Origin of the sequence: Pseudomonas sp. Irchel s3f10 (genome assembly GCF_900187515.1) — a bacterium.
Taxonomy (GTDB): domain Bacteria; phylum Pseudomonadota; class Gammaproteobacteria; order Pseudomonadales; family Pseudomonadaceae; genus Aquipseudomonas; species Aquipseudomonas tensinigenes.
The window spans coordinates 187,910-212,614 of record NZ_FYDZ01000006.1 but is presented as its reverse complement, the minus strand read 5'-3'; the positions used below and the strand labels follow the sequence as shown (position 1 = coordinate 212,614).

The window sequence follows — 24,705 nt, the reverse complement described above, 5'->3', positions numbered from 1 at the left end:
TGACCCGCCTCGGGAAATGGAGTTTTAGAACGATAAGTTATAAGGCTGCCGTTGGCTCAACATCACCGGCCAAGGATGACTTTTCCTTGAGATCCAGCAGTTGATGGATCGCATGCAACTTTTCAGCGGACGTCCAGCCTTCGACGCCGGTAAACACTTCGCTTATAAGCGCATCCGTTGCGCAGGTGCGCAGACGCCTGCTGAAGTCGTCAGTCAGTGTTTCGCAGAGCATCCGGCGTTGCTGAAGCTCAAGGGGCTCTCGCCGCTGCTGTTGGTTTGAGCTGCTGATGTCCGCGACGGGAACGGCGCACTGCCTGGCATCGGCGAGAAATGTATCCAGATGCCGATTGGCGATGTATTCGAACAACCGCTGTTTTAACGGGTGAAACGTAATGTCGTCAATAAACGAGATGGAAGACAAGTGACTTGTCAGAAACCCATTCTGATCTGTTTTGGGCAGTCGGGAGGCGAACAGTTTGCGCAATGAGGATTGCCCGAGCAGCTTGGCCGCCAAGGTGATTCTGCAGTTGTCTTCGTCAGGGTTGAGGTAAAAACCGGGGCCCGTATCATTAGGTACATATAACAGGTAGCGGTCCTGGGTTGATTGATCTGTCAGGCGACAGGTAATTAAAACCGCGTCTACAAGATACTTGCCAAACAGTTGTACCGAATACAACTGGAGGGGTGCATTGTTAAAACTATCCCCGTTGGCAATATCTGCCGATCCGCGGCTCAGGTTTTTCAGCATGAACCACAGGGATTGATGGATGTCATTGCTGAAGTATTTGCTATAGGCCGCCAACTTCATGTTGAGTTTTGCCAGGCGCAGAGCGTTCAATTTGACTGAAGACACGTTGAAAGTTCGCGATATGTAGTTTTGATACTGCACTCCAAGATCAAGCATGCGGCTCAATGCAGCGAATTGGCGGGCGCCAATCCTGGTGTTCGTGGAGCCCTCGGTTGGTATGCCTTGAGCGTCAGTGAGTGTCTCGCTGTCGTCGGAAAAATAATGCGCTGCTGTTTCGATGTCGGTGAAGTTCAACATTGCAGCGTCGAGCAAGGTGTAGAGAGGCATCGCCTTGCTCACGGAATGCCGGGGCTGGAGCCTGATCAAGTCCTGGGGATTGAGCTGACTGTTGTATTTATTTTGCAATGCCTCCTGAAGTCGTTGCCTGCAGAAGTCGTCTGGGGTTTTAAGCGGGGCTAACAAGTTGTCGAAAAAAACCTGGTAGGGATGTGCCTGTTCAAGGGTTTCTCGATACTCGGTGATTTTCCTTTTATCTGCATTTGCCAGTTTTTCCGACAGGTAATGTTCAATTGTTTTTGCAGTGTGCAGGTGTTTGATATTGACGGGTGTATCCGTTGCTGATGGGAGCATGTCAGTAAGCTCGTTCCTTGAATTGAACTTCCATGGTAGGCGCAAGTGTTGCTCAGGAATAACGCCATTATTCAATGGTTTGCCGGTCGGATTTAGCAGTATTTTGAATGCTGGATATAAATGGATACCGCACTGTCAACGGCGAAATATGCCGGTTTTGATACGGGCGAAAAATATCAGTTAAAAGTGTTTTATTTGACTTTGTATTGGTAGGGTTAAACCTCAAACCTGCAATAAAGGACTATTGCCGATGATCACTACACAGAAAAAATCCGTACCGCCGGCGCTGACTCAGAACAGGATTCTCAGCGCCTTGCTCGAAGCCACCGGCGATCTGGACAGCGCCGAGGCATTGCAAAAGAGCCTGCCTGACATGCTCCTCAAGAGTTCGGCCGCCACCCTGGTTGCGCTCGATCAAACCGCGCGAGACTTGCACGTCTCTCAACTGCAGGTCGACAAGGACCTGCTGCGGCTCACGCCTTTGAACACGTTCTGCAAAACCGAGTTGACCCGTGCGCTGAGCAGCAAGTGGTCAGCGGTATTCGACGTCGAGAAAGACCTGTTGAGTCTGCCGGGCCCCGATTGCGGTTGCCCGCCGACTTCCACCGATGGCGAGGCGATTGAAACGGTTCCGCATGCCACCCAGACGTTATTGCAAGCGGCGATGCAGAACTTCAGTGAGGACGAGGAAGCTGACGACTATCCCGTCGGCAGCCTGGTGCGCGTGGCCAGTAGGCCGTCAGGCGTGCCTGGGTTGACCCCGGCGTCGTTCGCCAGGTTCTGTCGCGAACTGGATCTGGGAAAGCGCTATCAGGAACATTTCCAGGCAGTGTTCGGCCTCAAGGACAGCGCCGGCGAGGTCGTAGCGACCAGCCCGATGACCCGCGACATTGCGACGATGAAAAAACACCTGCTGCAACTGGATATGCATCTGGCCGGGCTCAGGCAACACATCACACCGGCAGGCGTGCAGACGATCCAAAGTCTGATTGCCGCTGATGGCGTGGTGTCAGCGAAGACCCTGCAGTACCGGAAACGCCCGTTGATCATGCAAGGCATCGAGATACTCGACAGTTGTATCTGGGGCGTGGTGGTGTTTTCTGCTCGCTCGTTCGAGTTGTATCCGGATCAATGGTGCCTGGTGTACATGGCCAACGAGCCCGAAAGGCCCTTGTACGAATACCCGAGCTTTAACGCGTTCAAGCAGTACCTCACGCAGCAATTGAAGGTGAAAAGCTACAAGGACTATTTCGCCAACAGCATCGACGAAGATGACAAGGCGGACTTCTTCAAGACCTTCGCCGATACGGCGGATCTGGGGCACATCAGGCAGTTGCCGATCACCGTGCCACTGTTCGAATTCATGGTGCAGAGCCACGTCGGCAAACTGCAACTCGACGCCCGCAAACTCGCGGTGCCGACGGCTGACATCGATGAAGACGTGCGCCAGAAACGCCTGCTCGACTTTCTTCAGATGGGTGTGACGATTGCCTCGGTGGCCGGGCTTTTTGTGCCGGTCGTGGGGCAATTGATGATGGGCGTCGCGGTCGGACAACTGTTGGCTGAGGTATACGAGGGTGTCGAGGACTGGCGTCGCGGCGACCACCAGCAGGCGTTTTCACACCTGTTGAGCGTGGCGGAAAATATTGCCTTGATGGCGGCTTTTGGCGCCGGACAGAAGGTGGTAGGGACGCTTGGACGCAAACTGGTCCTTGGTCATCCGGAGTTTTTCGGGCAGTTCAGTGCTGTCACCAATGCGCTTGGCAAACCGCGGTTGTGGAAGCCTGATCTTACGAGCTATGAGCATCGGCTGCCTGTGGGGTTTACGGTCGCCGCTGACTCCGAAGAGTTATACGAGATCAGCGGCAACATCGTCGGCCGCGTCGATCATCGAATCGTTTCCGGGGCCATCGATGCGCAGACCCATCGCTGGCGCCTGGCCCATCCCCAGCGCTTGCAAGCCTATGTCCCCGAGCTTGAGCGACATGTCGAGGGCGGCTGGCGATTTGCCGCCGAAGATCCTGCACAGTGGAACAGCGCGGCCTATACCCTCAAGCGCATGGACCCGCATCTGAGTGAATTCGTCGACAGCGATATCGACATTGTGCGCCGGCTGAGTGGTGTCACCCACGATGAGTTGTACCGCGCCTTTAGCGACAATCTGGCGCTGCCGGTGCGGCTGCGCGACAGCGTGGAGCGGCTGCGCATCGGACGCCGGCTGCGCCAACTTATCCGTGAGCTGGAAAAAGGTGAAACGCATTCTGGCCAGCCGTTGCAGGAACAACTGCACGGTCTGCCGAAACTGCCGGGCTGGCCGACTGATCGTTATATTGAGGTCATTGATGACGACGCCAACCTCACGGCCAGGTATCCGGCCACCCGCATTGCCGATGACACCCTCAGTGTGGTTGTCAGCCAGGACCAGTTGGATAGCGGTCAATTACTTCAAACGGTGATCGATGGCCTCTATCAGGAAGAAGTCGATACGTTGCTGGGGACCAGGCCCAATGCCGACAGCGAAAGGCAGGCGCTGGCGAGAAATCTGGGGGCGGCTTTGAAAGCGGATCGTCGTTCGGTTTTCGAGCGGATGTATCAACGTTATGACCAGAGCGATACTGACGAGGTGAAGAAGTTGCGCAGCGTCTTTGCAGACATCCCTGCGCGCTATGCCCAGCGTTTGATCGATCAGGCGCCGAGTGTCGAGCGCATCCATTTGCGCTCGACCGGGCGGGTGCCTTTGCGCCTCGCACAGAAAGTCCGCAACGCCGCTGCCCAGGTGCGTCTTGATCGTGCGCTGAGCGGGCTGCACATGCCGCAGGTCGCCAATGCCGACAGCGAAAAACTGACTATCGGGTTACTACAGGGATTGAGTGGCTGGGACGCCGGACTGCGTCTTGCGCTGCGTGACAAGACGCTGACCGGGCCAGTGCTGGAGGCCATCGGCAGTGAGTCGGCGACACCGTTGAACACGTGCACGCTGGTCAAGTCCGGTGGCGGTTATGAAGTGTTCGCCGGCGACGGTAAATCCCTCGGTCGCGTGGCCGCGGGTCCCGACGACCTCTATGCCGCCATCCTCAAGGCACTCCCGTCGCGCCAGCGTAACGCTGCCGGTTTTCCCGATCCGGTCAGCGCTGACAGTGCGCGGCTGCGTAAAAAACTGCTGCAGGTTGCGCTGGATGATCGTGAGGCCAGTGCCCGTCTATTGACCGATGGCAAATTTGCGGCGCCGGCCGCCGAAGTCGCGTGTATTCAAGCTGATCATGCATCGACCGCGACCGCTCATCCGCGGGCGCTACTGCGCAAGGTGAGAAAACTCTATCCGCGCTTTTCCGAGGCACAGGCCAGCGAATTTATCGATGGGTTGGGCACCGACGCGCTGACCCGCGCGATCCGGGTAAAAGCGTTGCGCCGTGAACGCGAGCAACTGCGCGACGTACTGGACGTCTGGAGTGAGGATCGAGTCGCGATGAAGGCGCTCGGTGGCGATTTGCGAGAAGTACGGCAAAGTCGCAAGTCGACGGCTGAGCAGATAGAGGATGGGTTCCGACGACTTTTCACGGTGAACGATGCAAGTGGCAAATCCGTCTACGCGCTGAATCTTGACGGGATGCGTGTGGGAAAATTGCCGACTTTGCCTTCAGGGCTGAACTTCGACCATGTCAAGCATTTGTCGCTGAAGAACATGGACCAGGATGATGATCTTGTTTATTTCCTCAAGTCATTCAAGCAAGTCGAGTCTCTGGAACTCGACAGCAACAAACTCACCCGCTTGCCCGAGGTATTGTCGCACCTGCCCCATCTGTCCCGGTTGAGCCTTGCGGGCAACCAGATCAAACTGACCGAACACACCCTGGCGAAGTTGGGCAACTTGCGCACGCTGCACCTCTTGAATCTGAACGGTAATCCGTTGGGGGCGACCCTGGACGTGAGCAAGATGCTGGATCTGTGCACGCTGTCCCTGCGCGAGACACAGGCTACCGAATTGCCCAAAGGCCTGGCGCGATTGCCCGTTCTGGACTGGGTGGATCTGCGTGATAACAACATCAGGGATTTGCCGGACTGGTTGTTCAAAACCTCCAGAGGTTTCAGCCGCGCCGTCAACTTGCGAGGTAATCCCTTGTCGCTGGCAAGCAGCACGCACCTGGCCGATTATCGAAACAACGTCGGCATCGGTATGGGCTATCTGGAAAATGATATCGCCCGTCTCGACGAACAGAAGGCGCGTGCGCTGTGGTTCAAGGAAGGCGCCGGCGCGGAGTGGGGGCGGCGTAATCGCATCTGGACAGCCTTCAAGGATGAACCCAAGGCTGAGGGTTTGTTCCAGTTGTTGTCCGAACTCGGCAACACGGCAGATTCGGAGAAGGTCAGTCACGACATGCACCGACGGGTGTGGGCAGTGCTCGAGGCCGCCGAGTCCGATGCGGTCTTGTGCGAGCAAGTGCTGAACCAGGCGGCCAACCCGATAAACTGTACAGATTCGGCGGCGCTCAACTTCAGCCACCTCGAGGTCGCGGTGGAAGTCGACAAGCTGACCAACCTTGCGGGTGGCCGCATTATCACGGCCAGACCTTTGCTCCAGCTCGGTCGGGGCCTGTTCAGGCTGGACAAGCTGAACCAGATCGCTCAAGACCATGTGGGCAAGAACCCGACCGTCGATCCACTGGAAGTCAACCTCGCTTTTCGCATCGGTCTTGCCGATCAGCTTGACCTGCCGGGGCAACCGCGCAACATGCGATTTTCGGTCCTGGCCAAAGTGAGCCAGGCGGATCTGGAGCGGGCAAGGAACATGGTCGACACCGCTGAGCTGTCATCCGAATGGCTGAGATTCATGCTGCGTCAACCGTTCTGGTGCGATTACCTCAAGCGCACGTTCCCCCGCCAATTCGCCAGCATCAATGAAATCTTCCCGGATCGGATGAATGCAGCATACGAACAAGCGCAGAGCCTGACCTCGGCCGATTTTCGCAGCCAGGTCGAGGCAATCGGGCTCGAACGGGAGCAGGCAGAGGAAGCGGTGCTCGAGCGCCTGACCGGGGACGCGTTACGCCTGATGGATCTGGGCATCTGTGCGATGCCCGATGCGTAAGGTTTTACCGGCCGCGTATCAACTGACGTAACGCAAAACGGTTGGGGTGGCAGGCCTCGGCCACGCTTCTGGGCAGGGGCAACGGCTCATCGTTCAGCCACGCGGCGAGCAATTCGCCGGACAGCGGCGCGGTGATCAGACCGCGTGAGCCGTGACCGCTGTTGACGTATAAACCGTCGAGCCAGGGGCAGGCGATGTCCGGCACTTGCCGGGCATCCTTGCTCAGTACCGCGTATGCCTGGATGAAAGCGCTGCGGTCGGCGAGCGGACCGACGATCGGCAGGTAGTCCGGGCTGGTGCAGCGGAACGCGGCGCGCCCCTCAAGGTTGTCGACATCCTGCTCGCTGATGGTCAGGCGCGCGACCAGATCAGCGGAGATCTCTGCAAGCATTGCCAGATTGCCCTGGTGTTCGGCGGTGGTCGGGGTGAGGTCGTCACTATTGAAGTCGAAACTGGCACCGAGGGTGTGTTCGCCCAATCGTGCAGGAGCGACGTAGCCTTCAGCGCAGACGACTGTGGCCAATACCTGACTCTGTTCGGTCTGCGCCAAACGGGTGATCTGCCCACGAATGCGCTTGAGTGGCAGCTCGGCGCTTTGCGCAAAACGCTTGATCTCGGCAGCACCGGCCAACACGACTACGGGGGCACTGGCGAGTAGGCATTCGCCGTCGAAGGCTTGCCATTGATCATCGACCTTGCGTATTTCCAGCACTTCGCGATGACTGAGCAGTTCGATGTTTGGCTGCGCCGCTTGCGCCTGACAGAGCGCGGGCGGATGCACCCAGCCACCTTCGGGGTAGAACAAGCCGCCATGGGCCAGACCAACACCGGCGCGGGCCTGCGCCGCGGGCTGATCAAGCCATTGCAACAGATCTTCCGGGAAGGCTTGCGCCAATTGCGCGTGGCGCTCGGCTTCCTTGGCATTGAATGCCAGTTGCAGCACGCCGCAGTCGTCCCAGTCGGTGCCGCGTTGCAGGGTTTCCAGCAGGCGTCGGGTGTAACCGAAACCGCTGACAATCAGCTGCGACAGCGCCGTGCCGTGGGCGGACAGTTTCAGGTACAGCACGCCCTGGGGATTGCCCGAGGCTTCTTGCGCCACGGCTGCATGGCGTTCGAGCAACGTCACTTGCCAGCCGCGAGCCGCCAGACTGGACGCCGTGGCACATCCGGCCAAACCAGCGCCGATCACCAGCGCACGACGCTCAGCGGCGATCGGCGCAGGGCGAGCAAACCACGGCTTGTCCGGCGCTGGCGGCGCAACCTCCTGCGGCCAACCAAGAAATTCGCCACGCAGAATTTCCCATTTATGGCCGATGCCCGGCGTGCGCTTCATTTTGAACCCGGCAGCGTTGAGCAAACGTCGTACCCAACCGGTGCTGGTGAAAGTGCTGATGGTCGAGCCGGGCGCTGCCAGTCGCGCCAGTTCGACAAACAGTTCGGCAGTCCACATGTCGGGGTTTTTCGCCGGGGCGAAACCGTCGAGAAACCACGCGTCGATCTGCGCATCGAGCTGCGGCAGTTGCTCCAGTGCATCGCCGATCAACAGCGTCAGCGTCACGCGGCCGTTGGCCAGAGTGATGCGCTGAAATCCGGCATGGATCGCCACGTAATGGCGCAGCAACTGATCGGCCAGCGGCTTGAGTTCCGGCCACAAGGCCAAGGCCCGCTGCAAGTCTGCCGGGCTCAGCGGATATTTTTCGACGCTGACAAAATGCAGCCGCGCACCGGCGACGGCGTGTTGCTCGAACAACTGCCAGGCACAGAGAAAATTCAGCCCGGTGCCGAAGCCGGTTTCACCAATAACCAAACGACCGCTTGCCGGCAATGCGGCAAAACGCTCGGCCAGACGGTTTTGTTCGAGGAACACATAACGGGTTTCATCCAGACCTGATTTGTCGGAAAAATACACGTCATCGAACACGCGCGAACGCGGGCGTCCCTGGTCATCCCAGTCGAGTTGGGCGTGGGGCAATACGGCTTTCATGGCAGGCTCGGCAACGACAAGGCGGCCATTCTAGCCGATCGCGCAGGCGTTGCTTGATCCATGGCAAGGCTTGTCGCCGAGACTGGCGGACAATCCGCCACCCGCGGGAATTTCTGCGCCGCTGCTGTGCCCAATCCGCTAGTCTTGCTGAATCCTGGAAGGAGCCGTCCCATGTTTGAATCCGCTGAAATCGGTCACGCCATCGACAAAGACACTTATGAGGCGGCCGTCCCGGCATTGCGTGAAGCCTTGCTCGAAGCCCAGTTCGAATTGCAGCAGCAGAAGCGTTTCCCAGTGATCATCCTGATCAACGGCATCGAGGGTGCGGGCAAGGGCGAGACGGTCAAATTGCTCAACGAGTGGATGGACCCGCGCCTGATCGAGGTGCGCACCTTCGATCAGCAGACCGATGAGGAATTGTCGCGGCCACCGGCGTGGCGCTACTGGCGGATGCTTCCGGCCAAGGGGCGCATGGGGATTTTCTTTGGCAACTGGTACAGCCGGATGCTGCAGGGCAGGGTGCACGGCTTGTTCAAGGATCCGCGTCTGGATCAGGCCATCGCGGGTGCCGAGCGTCTGGAAAAGATGCTCTGCGATGAAGGCGCGCTGATCTTCAAATTCTGGTTTCACCTGTCCAAGAAACAGATGAAGGCCCGGCTCAAAGCGCTGGCCGATGACCCGCTGCACAGCTGGCGTATCAGCCCGCTGGACTGGCAGCAATCGGAAACCTACGACAAATTCGTCAAATACGGCGAGCGCGTGCTGCGCCGTACCAGCCGTGATTACGCGCCGTGGCATGTGATCGAAGGCGCCGACGCCAACTACCGCAGCCTGGCGGTCGGCAAGATTCTCCTCGAAGGTTTGCAAAATGCGCTGAAGCGTCCGGACGTTCATCCCCACGATGTCAGCGCCGCGCCGTTGGGCACGCCGGTCGATCAGTTGAACCTGCTCGACAGCCTCGACCTGACCCAGCGCCTGGAGAAGAAAGACTACGAAGAACAACTGATCACCGAGCAGGCGCGCCTGTCCGGGTTGATGCGCGACAAACGCATGCGCCGCCACGCACTGATCGCGGTATTCGAAGGCAACGACGCGGCGGGCAAGGGCGGGGCGATCCGTCGGGTTGCGGCGGCGCTCGATCCGCGTCAATACAACATCGTGCCGATTGCCGCGCCGACTGAAGAGGAACGTGCGCAGCCGTACCTGTGGCGTTTCTGGCGGCACATTCCGGCGCGCGGCAAGTTCACCGTGTTCGACCGTTCCTGGTACGGCCGCGTGCTGGTGGAGCGCATCGAAGGCTTTTGCACGCCGGCCGACTGGCTGCGCGCCTATGGCGAGATCAACGATTTCGAAGAGCAACTGTCTGACGCCGGAGTGATCGTTGTGAAGTTCTGGCTGGCCATCGACAAGGACACGCAGATGGAGCGTTTTCAGGCGCGCGAAGAGATCCCGTTCAAGCGCTTCAAGATCACCGAAGACGACTGGCGCAATCGCGACAAGTGGGACGCCTATCGCGCCGCCGTGGGCGATATGGTCGACCGCACCAGCTCGGAGATCTCGCCATGGACCCTGGTCGAAGCCAATGACAAGCGCTGGGCGCGGGTCAAGGTGCTGCGCACGATCAACCGCGCACTCGAAGACGCTTTCGAGAAATCCGACAAGCGTGCGAAGAAACACAAGGACTAAGCCGATAGACGCGCATACGCGGGGTGAATGATTGTCGCGGTGGTTGATGCGGTGGACTTATGCTCGGTCCACTCTCAACTGACCACAACAATGAGGTATGCCATGCGTGAAGTGGTGATCGTCGACAGCGTGCGGACCGGCTTGGCCAAATCCTTTCGCGGCAAGTTCAACCAGACCCGTCCCGATGACATGGCGGCTCATTGCGTCAACGCGTTGCTTGAGCGCAACGACATCGACCCGGCCAGCGTCGAAGATTGCATCGTCGGCGCCGGCTCCAACGAAGGCGCGCAGGGCTACAACATCGGCCGTAACGTCGCGGTGCTGTCGCGTTTGGGCACTGGCACCGCCGGCATGACTCTCAATCGTTTTTGCTCCTCAGGCTTGCAGGCGATTGCGATTGCCGCCAACCAGATTGCCTCGGGTTGCAGCGATATCATCGTTGCCGGCGGCGTCGAGTCGATCAGCCTGACCATGAAAAGCGTCAACACTGATCACCTGATCAACCCGCTGCTCAAACAGCAGACGCCAGGCATCTATTACACGATGGGCCAGACCGCCGAAGTGGTCGCGCGGCGTTATGGCGTCAGCCGTGAAGCGCAGGATCGTTACTCCCTGCAAAGTCAGATTCGCACTGCGGCGGCGCAGGCCGCCGGGCTGTTCAACGATGAAATCGTGCCGATGGCGGTCAAGTATCGCGTCGAGGACAAAAACACCGGTGAGGTGCAGATTCTCGACGGCGTGGTCGATCGCGATGATTGCAACCGTCCGGACACCACCTATGAAAGCCTTGCTGGATTGAAACCGGTGTTTGCTGAAGACGGTTCGGTAACGGCGGGCAACTCGTCGCAACTGTCTGACGGTGCGTCGATGACCTTGGTGATGAGCCTGGAAAAAGCCCTGCAACTGGGGCTCAAACCGAAAGCGTTTTTCCGCGGCTTCACCGTGGCCGGTTGCGAGCCGGACGAGATGGGCATCGGCCCGGTGTTCTCGGTGCCGAAACTGCTCAAGGCCAAGGGCTTGCAGGTGGCGGATATCGACTTGTGGGAGCTGAACGAGGCGTTTGCTTCGCAGTGCCTGTATAGCCGTGATCGGCTGGAGATCGATAACGAGAAATACAACGTCAACGGCGGCTCGATTTCGATTGGTCACCCGTTTGGCATGACCGGATCGCGGCAGGTCGGGCATCTGGTGCGGGAGTTGCAGCGGCGTAATTTGCGTTATGGGATCGTGACGATGTGTGTGGGCGGGGGGATGGGGGCGACCGGGTTGTTTGAGGCAGTGCGTTAAGGCAGGAAGGGTTTTGTAGACGGGTGGATTGCTATCGCGAGCAGGCTCACTCCTACATTTGGAATACGTTCCCCTGTAGGAGTGAGCCTGCTCGCGATGGCATCAGTTGGGTGTCCGGTTGGAGTCCAGAAGCTGCATCCGCGCGATATACGCCTTTATTTCCTGCTCAGCCTTCTCGGCATTCTCAAACGGCCCTTCAAGGGTATTTTCCCGAGTGCTGAAAAACAGTTCGCCATTGACCCGGCACACCCGGTCGCTGCGAAAGTGCATTTCGGGGGCGTTGTCGCGGGCGCGCATTCCTAACATAAGCGGTCTCCTTGGCTGAAGCGCTGAAAGGGGATCCAATGAGCTTATGCCTGAAGCACTTGGCTCGCCCGATCAGCCGATCAACGGCGCCGCGTCAATTTACTGCTGCGACCTGCACAGTTGCATTCGCGTCCTGGCCTTAACTGTCCCTGTGTGCAGATCTAAGGCGCGCCTAGAATGAGCGCTCTTGTCAGCAGGTTTTGGGGTTTCCATGCACATTTCATCCGGTCGCTGGGTCTACGGCTTGTTCCTGGCGCTGCTGACCGCGTTTCTGTGGGGCATCCTGCCGATCAAACTCAAACAGGTGTTGCTGGTGATGGATCCGGTCACGGTGACCTGGTGTCGTCTGCTGGTGTCCGGCGGCTGTCTGTTCATCTATCTGGCGGCGGTCAAGCGTTTGCCGAGTCGCAAAGTGCTTGGGCCGAAGGGCGGCTGGCTGGTGCTGATGGCGGTGCTCGGGCTGGTCGGCAACTATGTGCTGTATCTGATGGGGCTCAATCTGCTCAGCCCCGGCACCGCGCAACTGGTGGTGCAAATGGGTCCGATCATGTTGCTGATCGCCAGTCTTTTTGTGTTCAAGGAGCGTTTCAGTATTGGCCAGGGCATTGGCTTGGCGGTGCTATTGATCGGTTTTGTGTTGTTCTTCAATCAGCGGCTGGCGGAGCTGCTGACCTCGCTGTCGGATTACACCGCAGGGGTTTTGCTGGTGTTGTTGGCGTCGACGGTGTGGACCTTCTATGCGCTGGGCCAGAAGCAATTGCTCACGGTGTGGAATTCGCTGCAGGTGATGATGGTGATCTATCTGTTCTGCGCACTGTTGCTGACGCCGTGGGTGCACCCGCTCGAAGCGCTGAACCTGAGTCCACTGCAGGGCTGGCTGTTGCTGGCGTGCTGCATGAACACGTTGATTGCCTATGGCGCGTTCGCTGAGGCGCTGGCGCATTGGGAGGCGTCGCGGGTCAGTGCGACGTTGGCGATTACGCCGTTGGTGACGTTTGGCGCGGTGGCAATTGCGGCGGGGATCTGGCCGGAATATGTGCATGCCGAGCAGATCAATGGGTTGGGTTATGGCGGCGCGGTGCTGGTGGTGTTGGGGTCGGCGCTGGTGGCGTTGGGGCCTTCGTTGATTGCCGGATTGAAGGCGCGGCGGATCAAGATGGCGGCCAGTTAGACCGCGTCGCTGCCATTCGCGAGCAGGCTCGCTCCCACAGTGGACCGCATTCTCATGTTGGAAATGCGTTCAAATGTGGGAGCGAGCCTGCTCGCGAAGACGGACTTCCTAGCGCTACAAAACTCAGCCCTTGGCGCCAGCCTCGATCATGTTCTCCGGCCGCACCCACGCATCAAACTCTTCATCGGTCAGATACCCCAGCGCCAACGCCGCCTCGCGCAAAGTCAGCCCTTCGCTGTAGGCCTTCTTGGCAATCTCCGCCGACTTGTCATAGCCGATATGCGGATTCAGCGCTGTCACCAGCATCAGCCCACGTTCCAGATGTCTAGCCATGACTTCGGCATCCGGCTCAAGCCCGGCAATGCAGTGCTGCTGGAAGTTGCTGCAACCGTCGGCAAGCAGGCGAATCGATTGCAGCAGGTTGTGGATGATCACCGGTTTGAACACGTTCAACTGCAAGTGACCCTGACTCGCGGCAATGCCGATCGTCACATCGTTGCCCAGCACCTGACAGGCGAGCATCGACAGCGCTTCGCACTGCGTCGGGTTGACCTTGCCCGGCATGATCGAACTGCCCGGCTCATTCGCTGGCAGGCGCACTTCGGCAAAACCGGCGCGTGGGCCGGAGCCGAGCAGGCGCAGGTCGTTGGCGATTTTCATCAGCGCCACGGCGAGGGTTTTCAGCGCGCCGGAGAGGCTGGTCAGCGGTTCGTGGCCGGCGAGGGCGGCAAACTTGTTCGGCGCAGTGACGAATGGCAGACCGGACAGTGCCGCCAGTTCGGCGGCAATCGCCTCACCGAAGCCGTGCGGCGAATTCAGCCCCGTACCGACCGCGGTGCCGCCCTGGGCCAGTTCACACACCGCCGGCAGTGCCGCGCGGATCGCGCGTTCGGCGTAATCCAGCTGCGCGATAAAACCGGAGAGCTCCTGACCGAAGGTGATCGGCGTCGCGTCCATCATGTGCGTGCGCCCGGTTTTCACCAGTTTCATGTGCCGCGCCGCCAGCTCGGCGAGACCACCGGACAGCTCGGCAATCGCCGGCAGCAGTTGCTCCTGCACGGCTTGCGCGGTGGCGATGCTCATCGCAGTGGGGAAGCAGTCGTTGGAGCTTTGCGAGCGGTTGACGTGATCATTGGGGTGCACCGGCGTCTTGCCGCCGCGCGGGTTGCCGGCCAGTTCGTTGGCGCGACCGGCGATGACTTCGTTGACGTTCATGTTGCTCTGGGTGCCGCTGCCGGTCTGCCAGACCACCAGCGGAAACTGGTCGTCGTGCTGGCCGTCGAGCACTTCGTCAGCGGCCTGTTCGATCAGGCGGGCGATGTCGGCAGGCAGATCACCGTTGCGATCGTTGACGCGGGCGGCGGCTTTCTTGATCAGGGCCAAGGCGTGCAGTACCGGCAGCGGCATGCGTTCCTGACCAATGGCGAAGTTGATCAGCGAGCGTTGCGTCTGAGCACCCCAGTAAGCGTCGTCCGGGACCTCGATCTGGCCCAGGCTGTCGGTTTCGATACGGCTCATCGTGCACACTCCTGTTGGTCTGTTTGCGCAGTTTAGGCCGGCTTCGGCCGTGGTGGTTCCATCGAGCCGATTGTTGACCGGTAAAACCCGGCCAATCAAGCGCGGCAAGGCCCGGGGGTTGAGCCACGAGGTTTTTTAGGCGCAGAATGGTCGCCCTTGGGGTTTGACCTCGCTTTGCTTAAAAGGAAACTCGATGACTCGTCTTCGTGCCATCTGCACCGCGGTTGCACTGGTTTGCGCCAGCGGCCAGGTGCTTGCCGATACCGCCAGCCACAACGCCAGTGCCGAAGCTTTCCTGACCCTGGCTCACGCTGACAAGCTCGGCACTCCGGTGTACATGCAAGTGCAGCAAATGTTCGCTCAGCGTTTTGAGCAGACCAAAGCCCCGGAAGCCAAGAAAGCCGTGCTGGAAACCTACCAGGCCAAAGCCAACGCTGCGCTGGATCAGGCCATCGGCTGGAACAAGCTCAAGCCTGACATGGTCAAGCTCTACACCAGCAACTTCAGCGAATCCGAGCTGAAAGACCTTGTTGCTTTCTACAAGTCGCCACTGGGCAAGAAAGTTCTGGAAAAAATGCCGCAGTTGACCCAGCAATCGGCCCAGATGACCCAGGCCAAACTGGAAAGCGCCGTACCTGTCGTCAACAAGCTGCTCGACGACATGACCAAAGAGCTGGACCCGAAAGGCGCTGCTGCGCCGGCCAAGAAGAAGTAAGCGGAGTTCGTGATGACCATGCAACAACGCATCGAATCGACGCTGGCCCTGCTTCAGCCCGAGCACCTGCAAGTGCTGGATGAAAGCCACATGCACAGTCGCGGGTTGCAGACCCACTTCAAGGCTGTGGTGGTCAGCGCGCAGTTCGACGGCCTGAACCGGGTCAAGCGCCACCAGAAAGTCTACGGCACGCTCGGTGAGCTGATGGGCGAGTTCCATGCGTTGGCGCTGCACACCTACACCCCGCAGGAATGGGCAGAGATCGGCGCCGCCCCGGCGTCACCGACCTGTGCCGGAGGACGGCAGCCGCAAGCTTGAAGCGGCAAGCTGCAAGTTAAGGGCGAGTGTTCTTGGCTTGTCGCTTGAAGCTCGCCGCTTGAAGCTGCTTTTTTGCTAGAATCCGCAACGCGCCGCTCACCCGGCGCGTTTTTTTTTGAATCCGGTTCACCCTTTGCGAGGGTAGCCACCTGGAGAAATACCCATGACACAACCGATTGTCGTGGCGGCACTGTATAAGTTCGTCACCCTCGAAGATTACGTTGACCTGCGCGAGCCCCTGCTGCAAGCGATGGTCGACAACCAGATCAAAGGCACCCTGCTGATCGCCGAAGAAGGCATCAACGGCACGGTGTCCGGCAGCCGCGAAGGCATTGATGGCCTGCTCGCCTGGCTGAAGAACGACCCACGCATGATCGACATCGATCACAAAGAGTCGTACTGCGACGAGCAGCCGTTCTATCGCACCAAAGTCAAACTGAAAAAAGAGATCGTCACCCTAGGTGTCGAAGGCGTCGACCCGAACAAAAAAGTCGGCACCTACGTTGATCCGCAAGACTGGAACGCGTTGATCAGCGACCCGGAAGTGCTGTTGATCGACACGCGCAACGATTACGAAGTGTCGATCGGCACCTTCGAAGGCGCCATCGATCCGAAAACCACCAGTTTTCGCGAATTCCCCGACTACATCAAAGAACACTTCAACCCGGCCGTGCACAAGAAGGTCGCGATGTTCTGTACCGGCGGCATTCGCTGCGAGAAAGCCTCGAGCTACATGCTCAGCGAAGGCTATGAAGAGGTTTACCACCTCAAGGGCGGCATCCTGAAGTACCTTGAAGAGGTGCCGCAGGAAGAAACCAAGTGGCAGGGCGACTGCTTTGTATTCGACAACCGCGTGACCGTGCGTCACGACCTCAGCGAAGGCGACTACGATCAATGTCATGCCTGCCGCACACCGGTCAGTGTTGAAGATCGCGCCTCCGAGCATTACGTCGCCGGCATCAGTTGCCCGCATTGCTGGGACAAGCTGAGCGAGAAAACCCGCCGCAGCGCCATCGATCGGCAGAAGCAGATCGAACTGGCCAAAGCGCGCAACATGCCGCACCCGATCGGCTACAACTACAAGCAAGCATCCACCGAGGCTTAACCATGTCTGCACGCCTGCTCTATGTGATGGATCCGATGTGTTCGTGGTGCTGGGGATTTGCTCCGGTGGCCAAGGCATTGGTCGAGCAGGCGCAAGCAGCCGGGGTCGAGTTGCATCTGGTGGTCGGCGGTTTGCGCACCGGCAGTGGTTCGGCGCTGGAGCCGACCACGCGTCGCTACATTCTTGAGCACTGGCAAGCGGTCACCGAGGCCACCGGCCAGCCGTTCAAGTTTGACGGCGCGTTGCCTGACGGGTTTGTCTACGACACCGAGCCGGCCTGCCGCGCAATCGTCACCGCGCGCAGCCTGGCGCCGGATTGCGCGTGGAAACTGGTCGGGCTGATCCAGCAGGCGTTTTACGCTGAAGGTCGCGATGTCACCCAGGCCAGCGTGCTGGTCGAGTTGGCAGAAAAGGCCGGCGTGCCGCGCATCGAATTCGCGGCGTTGTTCGATCATGCCGATCAGCACAAAGCGACTCAGGCCGATTTCAGTTGGGTGCAGGATCTCGGTATCGCCGGTTTTCCGACCCTGCTGGCCGAGCGCAACGGCCAACTGGCACTGCTGACCAACGGCTATCAACCGCTCAGTGAACTGTCGCCATTGCTCGGCCGCTGGCTGGAGCGTGCGGCCTGTGTCTGATAGGGCCGATGACACGCCAGCCGTAAAGCGTGTCGACCGGCTGAGCTGGGCAGAAGTCCGGCGACTGGCACTTACACACAAAAAATCCCTGTGGATCGCCAACGGCGTGGCTGTGCTGGCGACGTTGTGCAGCGTGCCGATCCCATTGCTGCTGCCATTGCTGGTGGACGAAGTCCTGCTCGGCCACGGCGATGCGGCACTGAAAGTCATGAACCATGTGCTGCCGTCGATGTGGCAGCAAGCGGCGGGCTACATCGGTCTGATGCTGTTGGTCACCTTGACTCTGCGATGCGGCTCGCTGTGCTTTGGCGTGTTGCAGTCGCGCCTGTTTGCGCGCTTGGCCAAGGACATCGTCTATCGTATTCGCGTGCGCTTGATCGAACGCCTTAAGCGCATTTCCCTCGGCGAATACGAAAGCCTCGGCAGCGGCACAGTGACCACGCACCTGGTCACGGATCTCGATACCCTCGACAAATTTGTCGGCGAAACCCTCAGTCGTTTTCTGGTGGCGATGCTGACCCTGGTCGGCACCGCGAGCATCCTGATGTGGATGCACTGGAAACTGGCGTTGCTGATTCTGCTGTTCAACCCGTTGGTGATCTACGCCACGGTGCAGTTGGGCAAACGCGTCAAACACCTGAAGAAACTCGAGAACGACAGCACCTCACGCTTCACTCAGGCGTTGAGCGAAACCCTCGATGCGATTCAGGAAATCCGTGCCGGCAACCGTCAGGGCTTCTTCCTCGGGCGACTCGGTCTGCGTGCGCAGGAAGTGCGCAACTACGCGGTCAACTCGCAATGGAAAACCGACGCCTCGAACCGCGCCAGTGGTTTGCTGTTCCAGTTCGGCATCGACATTTTCCGCGCTGCGGCGATGCTCACGGTGTTGTTCTCCGACCTGTCGATCGGCCAGATGCTGGCGGTGTTCAGCTACCTGTGGTTCATGATCGGCCCGGTTGAACAACTGCTTAATCTGCAATACGCCTATTACGCGGCGGGCGGGGCGCTGGCGCGGATCAACGAACTGCTGGCGCGCGCCGATGAGCCGCAATATCCCGGTGGCGTCGATCCGTTCAAGGGCCGTGACACCGTCGGCATTCAGGTGCAAGGCCTGAGCTTCGGCTACGGTGATGAACTGGTGCTGGATCAGTTGAATCTGTCGATTGCGCCCGGTGAAAAAGTCGCGATTGTCGGCGCCAGCGGCGGTGGCAAAAGTACCCTCGTGCAATTGCTGCTCGGGCTGTATACGCCAGTGTCCGGCAGCATCCGTTTCGGCGGTTCGACCCAGCAGGAGATCGGCCTGGACACGGTGCGGGAAAACGTCGCGGTGGTGCTGCAGCACCCGGCACTGTTCAACGATACCGTGCGCGCCAACCTGACCATGGGCCGCACTCGCAGCGACGAAGCCTGCTGGCAGGCGCTGGAAATCGCTCAGCTCGAAGCGACCATCCGTGCTTTGCCCAATGGCCTGGACAGTATTGTCGGTCGTTCCGGTGTGCGTCTGTCGGGCGGGCAGCGGCAACGTCTGGCCATTGCGCGGATGATCCTCGCCGAGCCGAAAGTCGTCATCCTCGACGAAGCCACCTCGGCTCTTGACGCCGCCACCGAGTACAACCTGCATCAGGCCATGGCGCGCTTTCTCAATGGCCGCACCACGCTGATCATTGCCCACCGACTGTCGGCGGTGAAGCAGGCTGATCGCGTGCTGGTGTTCGACGGTGGTCAGGTCGCTGAAGACGGCGATCATCAGCAGTTGATCGCTGACGGTGGCCTGTATGCCAAGCTCTATGGTCACCTGCAGCAGATCCAGCGCCCTTGAGTTTCGTTCCGGTTTCTGTGCTTAGTGCTTGAATTGCATTGAGTAAACTCAACCGGAACGTTCAAGCAGACCCGCCATTTGCACAATCGACTTAGAGGACGGCAGAGCTGTCCCTTTGACTTGTCGAAAATTAGCCTAGGCTGAGCTGTCAGGAGCGGGATTTTCCGGTGTTCATCTGGCAGTGCTTGCGCAAGGGATCTCATGAAGCAAAAGCGGACTCTCGGAACGCCACGGTTGTTGGGCATCGTCTGGCCATTTATTGCCGTCGTGTTGTTTCAAGCGTTATTGGGTGGCGTGAGTCTTTACGTGCTGTCGGCCGTTCGCGGTTATGTCGCCGGTGAAAGCCTTTGGTCCAAGGGCCAGAAAGACGCGATCTACTACCTCAATCTGTATGCCGACAGCCGCGACGAGGCAATTTTCCTCAAATACCGCAACGCGATTGCCGTGCCGCAAGGCGGTCATCAGTTGCGCCTGGCGCTGGATCATCAACCGCCGGACCTGGCCGCAGCGCGCGAAGGTATTCTCAAGGGCGGCAACCACCCGGATGACGTCTCCAGCCTGATCTGGCTGTACCTCAACTTCCGCCATTTCAGTTATCTGGAAACGGCCATTGATCGCTGGACCGTCGGTGACGCCTATCTGGTCGAGCTGGATGACGTGGCGCAGGAGATGCACCGCAGCATCTCGCAGAACACCGCCAACAGTGCCGATGTCCAGCGCTGGAAGGCGCGGATTTTCGCTATCAACGATGGTGTGACGCCGGCGGCGAAAGCCTTCAGCGATGCCTTGGGCGAAGGCTCGCGGATGATCATGCGTCTGCTGCTGTTCACCAACCTGGCCACGGCACTTGGGTTGATCGTGCTGGCCTTGTGGCGCACACACAAACTGCTCAAGCAGCGTCATGCCTTTGCCGAGGCGCTGCAACTGGAGAAGGATCGGGCGCACGTCACCTTGCATTCGATCGGTGATGGCGTCATCACCACCGATGTCAGCGGTGCCATCGATTACATGAACCCTGCCGCCGAATCCATGACTCACTGGAAGGCCGAGCAGGCGGCCGGCCTGCCGCTGGCCGCGCTGTTCAATCTGCTCGACGACAACGCTCAGGCCGAAGGCCTGACGCTGATCGAGCACATTCTCAGCGGTAAGCTCAGCGGCGGTAGCGAGCATTCGAAACTGATCCAGCGCCTGGATGGCACAACGTTGTCGGTAACGTTGGTCGGCGCGCCGATCCGCAATGCCGGCAAGGTCAGTGGCACGGTGCTGGTGCTGCACGACATGACTCAGGAGCGGCAATACATCGCCAATCTGTCGTGGCAGGCGACCCATGATGCGCTGACCGGGCTGGCCAACCGCCGCGAGTTTGAATATCGACTGGAGCAGGCGCTGCACAACCTCACGCGCCATTCCGGGCGGCATGCGCTGATGTTCCTCGACCTCGATCAATTCAAACTGGTCAACGACACCTGTGGTCACGCCGCCGGCGATGAGCTGTTACGGCACATTTGCACGTTGTTGCAATCGGGGCTGCGCGAAGGCGATACGCTGGCGCGCCTTGGCGGTGATGAATTCGGCATTTTGCTGGAGAACTGCGCACCGGAAGCGGCGGAAAAGATTGCCGAGGCGTTGCGCCAGACGGTGCAGAATCTGCATTTTGTCTGGAAGGGGCGGCCATTCCTGACCACGGTGAGCATTGGCCTGGTGCATATCGCACAAACCCCGACGACCCTCGAAACCTCACTGCGCGCGGCCGATATGGCCTGTTACATGGCCAAGGAGAAGGGCCGCAACCGGGTGCAGGTCTACCACGCCGACGATTCCGAGCTGTCGCTGCGCTTTGGCGAAATGGCGTGGGTGCAGCGTCTGCACATGGCGCTGGAAGAAAACCGTTTTTGTCTGTACGCCCAGGAAATCGCCCCGCTCAAGCCGGGCGACAACAAGGGTGGGCACATCGAGATCCTACTGCGACTGCATGATGAAGCCGGGCGGATGATTCTGCCGGACAGTTTCATTCCTGCTGCCGAGCGTTATGGTTTGATGAGTCAACTGGATCGCTGGGTAGTTCAGAACGTATTTAAGGTTATTGCTCAATGTATTGCGCAAGAGCATAAACGGCCATTAGCGATGTGTGCGATTAATCTGTCAGGCATTACTATAGGAGATGACGCGTTTTTGCACTTTTTGCGTGAGCAGTTTGTTAACTATGCGATACCGCCTGAAATGATTTGTTTTGAAATTACCGAGACCAGTGCAATTTCAAACTTGGGGAGTGCAATTAGATTTATTAATGAACTCAAAGGCTTAGGTTGTTACTTCTCACTTGATGACTTTTGTGCCGGAATGTCTTCATTCGCTTATCTGAAACATTTGCCTGTAGACTTCTTGAAGATCGACGGGAGTTTCGTAAAGGATATGCTGGACGACCCGATTAACCGCGCAATGGTCGAAGTGATCAATCACATCGGGCATGTCATGGGTAAGCAGACAATTGCCGAGTTTGTTGAAACAACCCAGATCGAGCAGGCATTGCTTGAAATCGGTGTGGACTACGCTCAGGGTTATGTTATAGAACGCCCACAGTTGTTTACCTGTGACAGTTTGCAAAGTCGGCCCGCCAGACCGCACCCGCTGTTATTCAAAGCGCCTGGCACGTTCCGTTGAAGTCTCTCGCCGATCCTTACAATCACAAATCAAAAGGAGCCGAACAGTGATCGACACATTCAACCGAACCGGACCACTCATGGAAGCTGCAAGTTATCCTGCCTGGGCGCAACAGCTCATTGAGGATTGCAGCGAGAGCAAGCGCCGGGTTGTCGAACATGAGTTGTATATGCGCATGCGGGATAACAAGCTCAGTGCCAGAACCATGCGTCAGTACCTGATTGGCGGCTGGCCAGTGGTTGAGCAGTTCGCGTTGTACATGGCGCAGAATCTCACCAAAACCCGGTTTGCCCGCCACCCCGGAGAAGACATGGCGCGGCGCTGGCTGATGCGCAATATCCGCGTTGAACTCAATCACGCTGATTACTGGGTGCATTGGAGTCGTGCCCATGGCGTCAGTCTTGAAGATCTCCAGGCCCAACATGTGCCACCGGAACTGCATGCGCTGAGTCACTGGTGCTGGCACACCAGTTCGGCCGATTCGCTGATCGTGGCTATCGCCGCCACCAACTACGCCATCGAGGGCGCGACCGGGGAGTGGTCGGCTGTGGTTTGTTCGACGGGAGTTTACGCGGCGGCGTTTCCTGAAGAAGACCGCAAGCGTGCAATGAAGTGGCTGAAGATGCACGCCCAGTATGACGATGCTCACCCTTGGGAGGCGCTGGAAATCATCTGCACCCTGGCCGGGATGAACCCGACCAAGGCTTTGCAGGAAGAACTGCGTCAGGCAGTGTGCAAGAGCTACGACTACATGTACCTGTTTCTGGAGCGTTGCATGCAACTGGAAACGTCGGAGCGCTTGTTGGTCAACCGAGAGCGCAGGGCCGTAGTCGAGAGCTGATTTCGGCTGCATGAAACCAATGTGGGAGCGAGCCTGCTCGCGAAAGCGGTCCGTCAGTCAACTCATGGTTGAATGTCAGATTGCATTCGCGAGCAGGCTCGCTCCCACACTGTTTTGTGCTGCTCGAAAGATGTCAGCCCGCCATCGCCAATCGGTTACGCCCTTCACGCTTGGCCACGTACAGCGCACTGTCAGCCCGGCGCAGCAAGCTGTCGGCCGATTCGCCCGGCAACAACGTCGAACATCCCAGGCTCACAGTCAATTCGATCAACTGCCCGTCCGCATAGTATTCAGCTGCCTGCGTCGCATAACGCAGCCGTTCGCCGACCATCGCGGCCGCATCCCGGCCGGTATTGGACAGCAGCACCAGAAACTCTTCGCCACCGTAACGAAACACCATGTCGACGTTGCGCAGTTGCGCCTTGATGGTCGCGGCTATGGCTTTAAGTACGTCATCGCCGGCGCTGTGGCCATGGCTGTCATTGACCCGTTTGAAGTGATCGATGTCGAGCATCAGCACCGAGAGCGGCTGCACATGCCGACGCGACATGTCGATCTCGCGCTGCAAGGTCTGCTCCATGGCGATGCGGTTACCGGCGCCGGTCAGCGGATCACGCAGGGCGCTCTGCGTGGCGGCGCGGTAGAGCAGGGCATTGCGCATCGGGTACAGCAGCGACGACAACAGCGATTCAAGGTTGCCCTGATCCTGTTCGTTGAAGCGCTGATTGCGACGGAACACCAGTTCGCCCATATGCTCGCCTTCGTGGCTCAGGCTATAGCTGATCGAATGGTGGCCGCGGGTACCGAATTCCAGGCGCAGATCGCTGCCCTGGTGCACGTAGCTCAGCGCGTCCAGCGGTACAAGGCGCTGAACTTCGCGGAAAAACAGGCCGAGGATGCGTTGCGGCTCAAGACTGGTTTGCAGCTGCAGGCTCATTTGCTGACGCAATTGCGCCAGATTGGCCGGTCGCTCCAGAAGGGGCGGCAGTTGACCAAAGCCCAGGCGTTGCAATTTGGCACTGTCAAAGTCAATTGCATTGGTCTGGGAGGGTGATTTCATATGGCGTGAACCCTTAGCAGTAAGTCTGTCTTACAGGCTGGGTGAGAGCGGCTATGGGCTGCGCGTCGTACTGATCCATCAGTCCCGTAGGACGTTTGGCGTAAGTCTAGTCTGCCGGATGACGATTAGTAAGCTATCGAAATCGGGCTCGCCCCATTGCCTTCACGTGGCTTGTTTTGAGAGAAATTAGAGCGAAAGTCGTGCCATTCGGTTCGTTTTTATTTAAACCGTTTTGAATCAATGAGTTGGCTGGTGATGAGGGATGGATGCGCTGGAAAATTGACTGAAATATGACAGTCATCAGCGGCAAATGCGTGCCGCGACAGGAATCTGCCGCGGCAACAAATGCGACGTATGGCAGTTATTGCGCGTTGAATGCCTGGCCGTTGATGCCGGTGCTGTCCGGGCCCATCAGGTACAGGTAGACCGGCATGATTTCTTCCGGCGTCGGATTGTTCAGCGGGTTTTCCCCCGGATAGGCCTGAGCACGCATGCTGGTGCGCGTACCGCCGGGGTTGATGCTGTTCGAGCGTACTGGCGCCACACCGTCGACTTCATCGGCCAGGGTTTGCATCAGGCCTTCGGTAGCGAACTTCGACACGCCATAAGCGCCCCAGTACGCCCGGCCTTTGCGCCCGACGCTGCTGGAAGTGAACACCACCGATGCATCCTGCGACAGCTTGAGCAGTGGCAGCAGGGTGCTGGTCAGCATGAACATGGCGTTGACGTTGACCTGCATGACGCGCATGAAGTTTTCACCGGACAACTGCTCGATCGGCGTGCGTGGGCCGATGATCGAAGCGTTGTGCAGCAATCCGTCGAGGTGGCCGAATTCGCTCTCGATCATCGCGGCCAGCTCATCGTACTGATGGGGCAGGGCGGTTTCGAGGTTGAACGGAATCACTGCCGGTTGCGGATGGCCGGCGGCTTCGATCTCGTCGTAGACCTGGGTCAGATTGGCTTCGGTTTTGCCCAGCAGCAATACCGTAGCGCCATGAGCGGCGTAGGTTTTCGCGGCCGCCGCGCCAATGCCACGACCGGCACCGGTGACCAGAATGACCCGATCCTTGAGCAATTCGGGACGAGCGGAGTAATCAAACATAAAAACCTCATCAAGTCAGATCGTTCCCAC

At 58.8% G+C, this 24,705-nt stretch carries 17 protein-coding genes; 11 read left to right on the top strand and 6 right to left on the bottom strand.

Annotated features, from left to right (window positions below):
- Window positions 1–37 precede the first annotated feature (37 nt).
- A complete protein-coding gene (locus tag CKW17_RS15685; protein ID WP_095120538.1) occupies window positions 38–1,378 on the bottom strand; it encodes a dermonecrotic toxin domain-containing protein in 1,341 nt (446 codons plus the stop codon).
- 250 nt (window positions 1,379–1,628) lie between these two features.
- Here CKW17_RS15685 and CKW17_RS15680 point away from each other — a divergent pair, with 250 nt between their 5' ends.
- Complete coding sequence (locus CKW17_RS15680; RefSeq protein WP_095120537.1) at window positions 1,629–6,464, top strand: NEL-type E3 ubiquitin ligase domain-containing protein; 4,836 nt, start codon at window positions 1,629–1,631, stop codon at window positions 6,462–6,464.
- Between the two features lie 4 nt (window positions 6,465–6,468).
- On the opposite strand, the gene mnmC is transcribed toward CKW17_RS15680, so the two are convergent.
- The gene (gene mnmC / locus CKW17_RS15675) at window positions 6,469–8,448 is read right to left on the bottom strand and encodes a bifunctional tRNA (5-methylaminomethyl-2-thiouridine)(34)-methyltransferase MnmD/FAD-dependent 5-carboxymethylaminomethyl-2-thiouridine(34) oxidoreductase MnmC (protein WP_095120536.1); all 1,980 of its coding nucleotides are present in this window, start codon (window positions 8,446–8,448) and stop codon (window positions 6,469–6,471) included.
- A gap of 171 nt (window positions 8,449–8,619) precedes the next feature.
- On the opposite strand from mnmC, the gene pap reads away from it, so the two are divergent.
- Window positions 8,620–10,134 (top strand): polyphosphate:AMP phosphotransferase, encoded by a 1,515-nt coding sequence (gene pap, locus CKW17_RS15670; protein ID WP_095120535.1) that lies wholly within the window; start codon window positions 8,620–8,622, stop codon window positions 10,132–10,134.
- Between the two features lie 102 nt (window positions 10,135–10,236).
- Window positions 10,237–11,421, top strand: a complete 1,185-nt coding sequence (locus tag CKW17_RS15665) for a thiolase family protein (RefSeq protein ID WP_095120534.1) — start codon at window positions 10,237–10,239, stop codon at window positions 11,419–11,421.
- Between the two features lie 102 nt (window positions 11,422–11,523).
- On the opposite strand, the gene CKW17_RS15660 is transcribed toward CKW17_RS15665, so the two are convergent.
- Window positions 11,524–11,727 (bottom strand): DUF6316 family protein, encoded by a 204-nt coding sequence (locus CKW17_RS15660; RefSeq protein ID WP_095120533.1) that lies wholly within the window; start codon window positions 11,725–11,727, stop codon window positions 11,524–11,526.
- 211 nt (window positions 11,728–11,938) lie between these two features.
- Here CKW17_RS15660 and CKW17_RS15655 point away from each other — a divergent pair, with 211 nt between their 5' ends.
- Window positions 11,939–12,898 (top strand): DMT family transporter, encoded by a 960-nt coding sequence (locus CKW17_RS15655; RefSeq protein WP_095120532.1) that lies wholly within the window; start codon window positions 11,939–11,941, stop codon window positions 12,896–12,898.
- A 123-nt stretch (window positions 12,899–13,021) separates the two neighbouring features.
- On the opposite strand, the gene CKW17_RS15650 is transcribed toward CKW17_RS15655, so the two are convergent.
- Complete coding sequence (locus tag CKW17_RS15650) at window positions 13,022–14,416, bottom strand: class II fumarate hydratase (RefSeq protein ID WP_007908383.1); 1,395 nt, start codon at window positions 14,414–14,416, stop codon at window positions 13,022–13,024.
- Window positions 14,417–14,609: 193 nt separating this feature from the next.
- Here CKW17_RS15650 and CKW17_RS15645 point away from each other — a divergent pair, with 193 nt between their 5' ends.
- The 7 genes from CKW17_RS15645 to CKW17_RS15615 all read left to right on the top strand — a co-directional run bounded on the left by CKW17_RS15645 (window position 14,610) and on the right by CKW17_RS15615 (window position 22,513).
- Entirely contained in the window at window positions 14,610–15,131 is a 522-nt protein-coding gene (locus CKW17_RS15645; protein WP_095120531.1) for a DUF2059 domain-containing protein, read from the top strand.
- 12 nt (window positions 15,132–15,143) lie between these two features.
- A complete protein-coding gene (locus tag CKW17_RS15640) occupies window positions 15,144–15,449 on the top strand; it encodes a BolA family transcriptional regulator (protein ID WP_034155304.1) in 306 nt (101 codons plus the stop codon).
- Window positions 15,450–15,612: 163 nt separating this feature from the next.
- On the top strand, window positions 15,613–16,554 hold the full coding sequence (locus CKW17_RS15635; RefSeq protein ID WP_095120530.1) for a rhodanese-related sulfurtransferase: 942 nt from the start codon (window positions 15,613–15,615) through the stop codon (window positions 16,552–16,554).
- A 35-nt stretch (window positions 16,555–16,589) separates the two neighbouring features.
- The gene (locus tag CKW17_RS15630; RefSeq protein WP_176470083.1) at window positions 16,590–17,192 is read left to right on the top strand and encodes a DsbA family protein; all 603 of its coding nucleotides are present in this window, start codon (window positions 16,590–16,592) and stop codon (window positions 17,190–17,192) included.
- The gene (locus CKW17_RS15625) at window positions 17,185–19,011 is read left to right on the top strand and encodes an ABC transporter ATP-binding protein (protein ID WP_095120528.1); all 1,827 of its coding nucleotides are present in this window, start codon (window positions 17,185–17,187) and stop codon (window positions 19,009–19,011) included. Before CKW17_RS15630 ends, CKW17_RS15625 begins: the two co-directional genes overlap by 8 nt.
- Window positions 19,012–19,212: 201 nt before the next feature.
- Complete coding sequence (locus tag CKW17_RS15620; RefSeq protein WP_095120527.1) at window positions 19,213–21,672, top strand: EAL domain-containing protein; 2,460 nt, start codon at window positions 19,213–19,215, stop codon at window positions 21,670–21,672.
- A gap of 79 nt (window positions 21,673–21,751) precedes the next feature.
- Window positions 21,752–22,513: an iron-containing redox enzyme family protein gene (locus CKW17_RS15615; protein ID WP_189683916.1), complete on the top strand. Its 762-nt coding sequence runs from the start codon at window positions 21,752–21,754 to the stop codon at window positions 22,511–22,513.
- Window positions 22,514–22,646: 133 nt separating this feature from the next.
- On the opposite strand, the gene CKW17_RS15610 is transcribed toward CKW17_RS15615, so the two are convergent.
- On the bottom strand, window positions 22,647–23,573 hold the full coding sequence (locus CKW17_RS15610; RefSeq protein ID WP_095120525.1) for a GGDEF domain-containing protein: 927 nt from the start codon (window positions 23,571–23,573) through the stop codon (window positions 22,647–22,649).
- A 361-nt stretch (window positions 23,574–23,934) separates the two neighbouring features.
- Complete coding sequence (locus CKW17_RS15605) at window positions 23,935–24,675, bottom strand: YciK family oxidoreductase (RefSeq protein ID WP_085710824.1); 741 nt, start codon at window positions 24,673–24,675, stop codon at window positions 23,935–23,937.
- Between the last annotated feature and the right edge of the window lie 30 nt (window positions 24,676–24,705).

Excerpts from the sequence above, each read along its gene's own strand:
- CKW17_RS15685 (WP_095120538.1), bottom strand. The coding sequence starts at position 1,378 with ATGCTCCCATCAGCAACGGATACACCCGTCAATATCAAACACCTGCAC.
- CKW17_RS15680 (WP_095120537.1), top strand. The coding sequence starts at position 1,629 with ATGATCACTACACAGAAAAAATCCGTACCGCCGGCGCTGACTCAGAAC.
- mnmC (WP_095120536.1), bottom strand. The coding sequence starts at position 8,448 with ATGAAAGCCGTATTGCCCCACGCCCAACTCGACTGGGATGACCAGGGA.
- pap (WP_095120535.1), top strand. The coding sequence starts at position 8,620 with ATGTTTGAATCCGCTGAAATCGGTCACGCCATCGACAAAGACACTTAT.
- CKW17_RS15665 (WP_095120534.1), top strand. The coding sequence starts at position 10,237 with ATGCGTGAAGTGGTGATCGTCGACAGCGTGCGGACCGGCTTGGCCAAA.
- CKW17_RS15660 (WP_095120533.1), bottom strand. The coding sequence starts at position 11,727 with ATGTTAGGAATGCGCGCCCGCGACAACGCCCCCGAAATGCACTTTCGC.
- CKW17_RS15655 (WP_095120532.1), top strand. The coding sequence starts at position 11,939 with ATGCACATTTCATCCGGTCGCTGGGTCTACGGCTTGTTCCTGGCGCTG.
- CKW17_RS15650 (WP_007908383.1), bottom strand. The coding sequence starts at position 14,416 with ATGAGCCGTATCGAAACCGACAGCCTGGGCCAGATCGAGGTCCCGGAC.
- CKW17_RS15645 (WP_095120531.1), top strand. The coding sequence starts at position 14,610 with ATGACTCGTCTTCGTGCCATCTGCACCGCGGTTGCACTGGTTTGCGCC.
- CKW17_RS15640 (WP_034155304.1), top strand. The coding sequence starts at position 15,144 with ATGACCATGCAACAACGCATCGAATCGACGCTGGCCCTGCTTCAGCCC.
- CKW17_RS15635 (WP_095120530.1), top strand. The coding sequence starts at position 15,613 with ATGACACAACCGATTGTCGTGGCGGCACTGTATAAGTTCGTCACCCTC.
- CKW17_RS15630 (WP_176470083.1), top strand. The coding sequence starts at position 16,590 with ATGTGTTCGTGGTGCTGGGGATTTGCTCCGGTGGCCAAGGCATTGGTC.
- CKW17_RS15620 (WP_095120527.1), top strand. The coding sequence starts at position 19,213 with ATGAAGCAAAAGCGGACTCTCGGAACGCCACGGTTGTTGGGCATCGTC.
- CKW17_RS15615 (WP_189683916.1), top strand. The coding sequence starts at position 21,752 with ATGGAAGCTGCAAGTTATCCTGCCTGGGCGCAACAGCTCATTGAGGAT.
- CKW17_RS15610 (WP_095120525.1), bottom strand. The coding sequence starts at position 23,573 with ATGAAATCACCCTCCCAGACCAATGCAATTGACTTTGACAGTGCCAAA.
- CKW17_RS15605 (WP_085710824.1), bottom strand. The coding sequence starts at position 24,675 with ATGTTTGATTACTCCGCTCGTCCCGAATTGCTCAAGGATCGGGTCATT.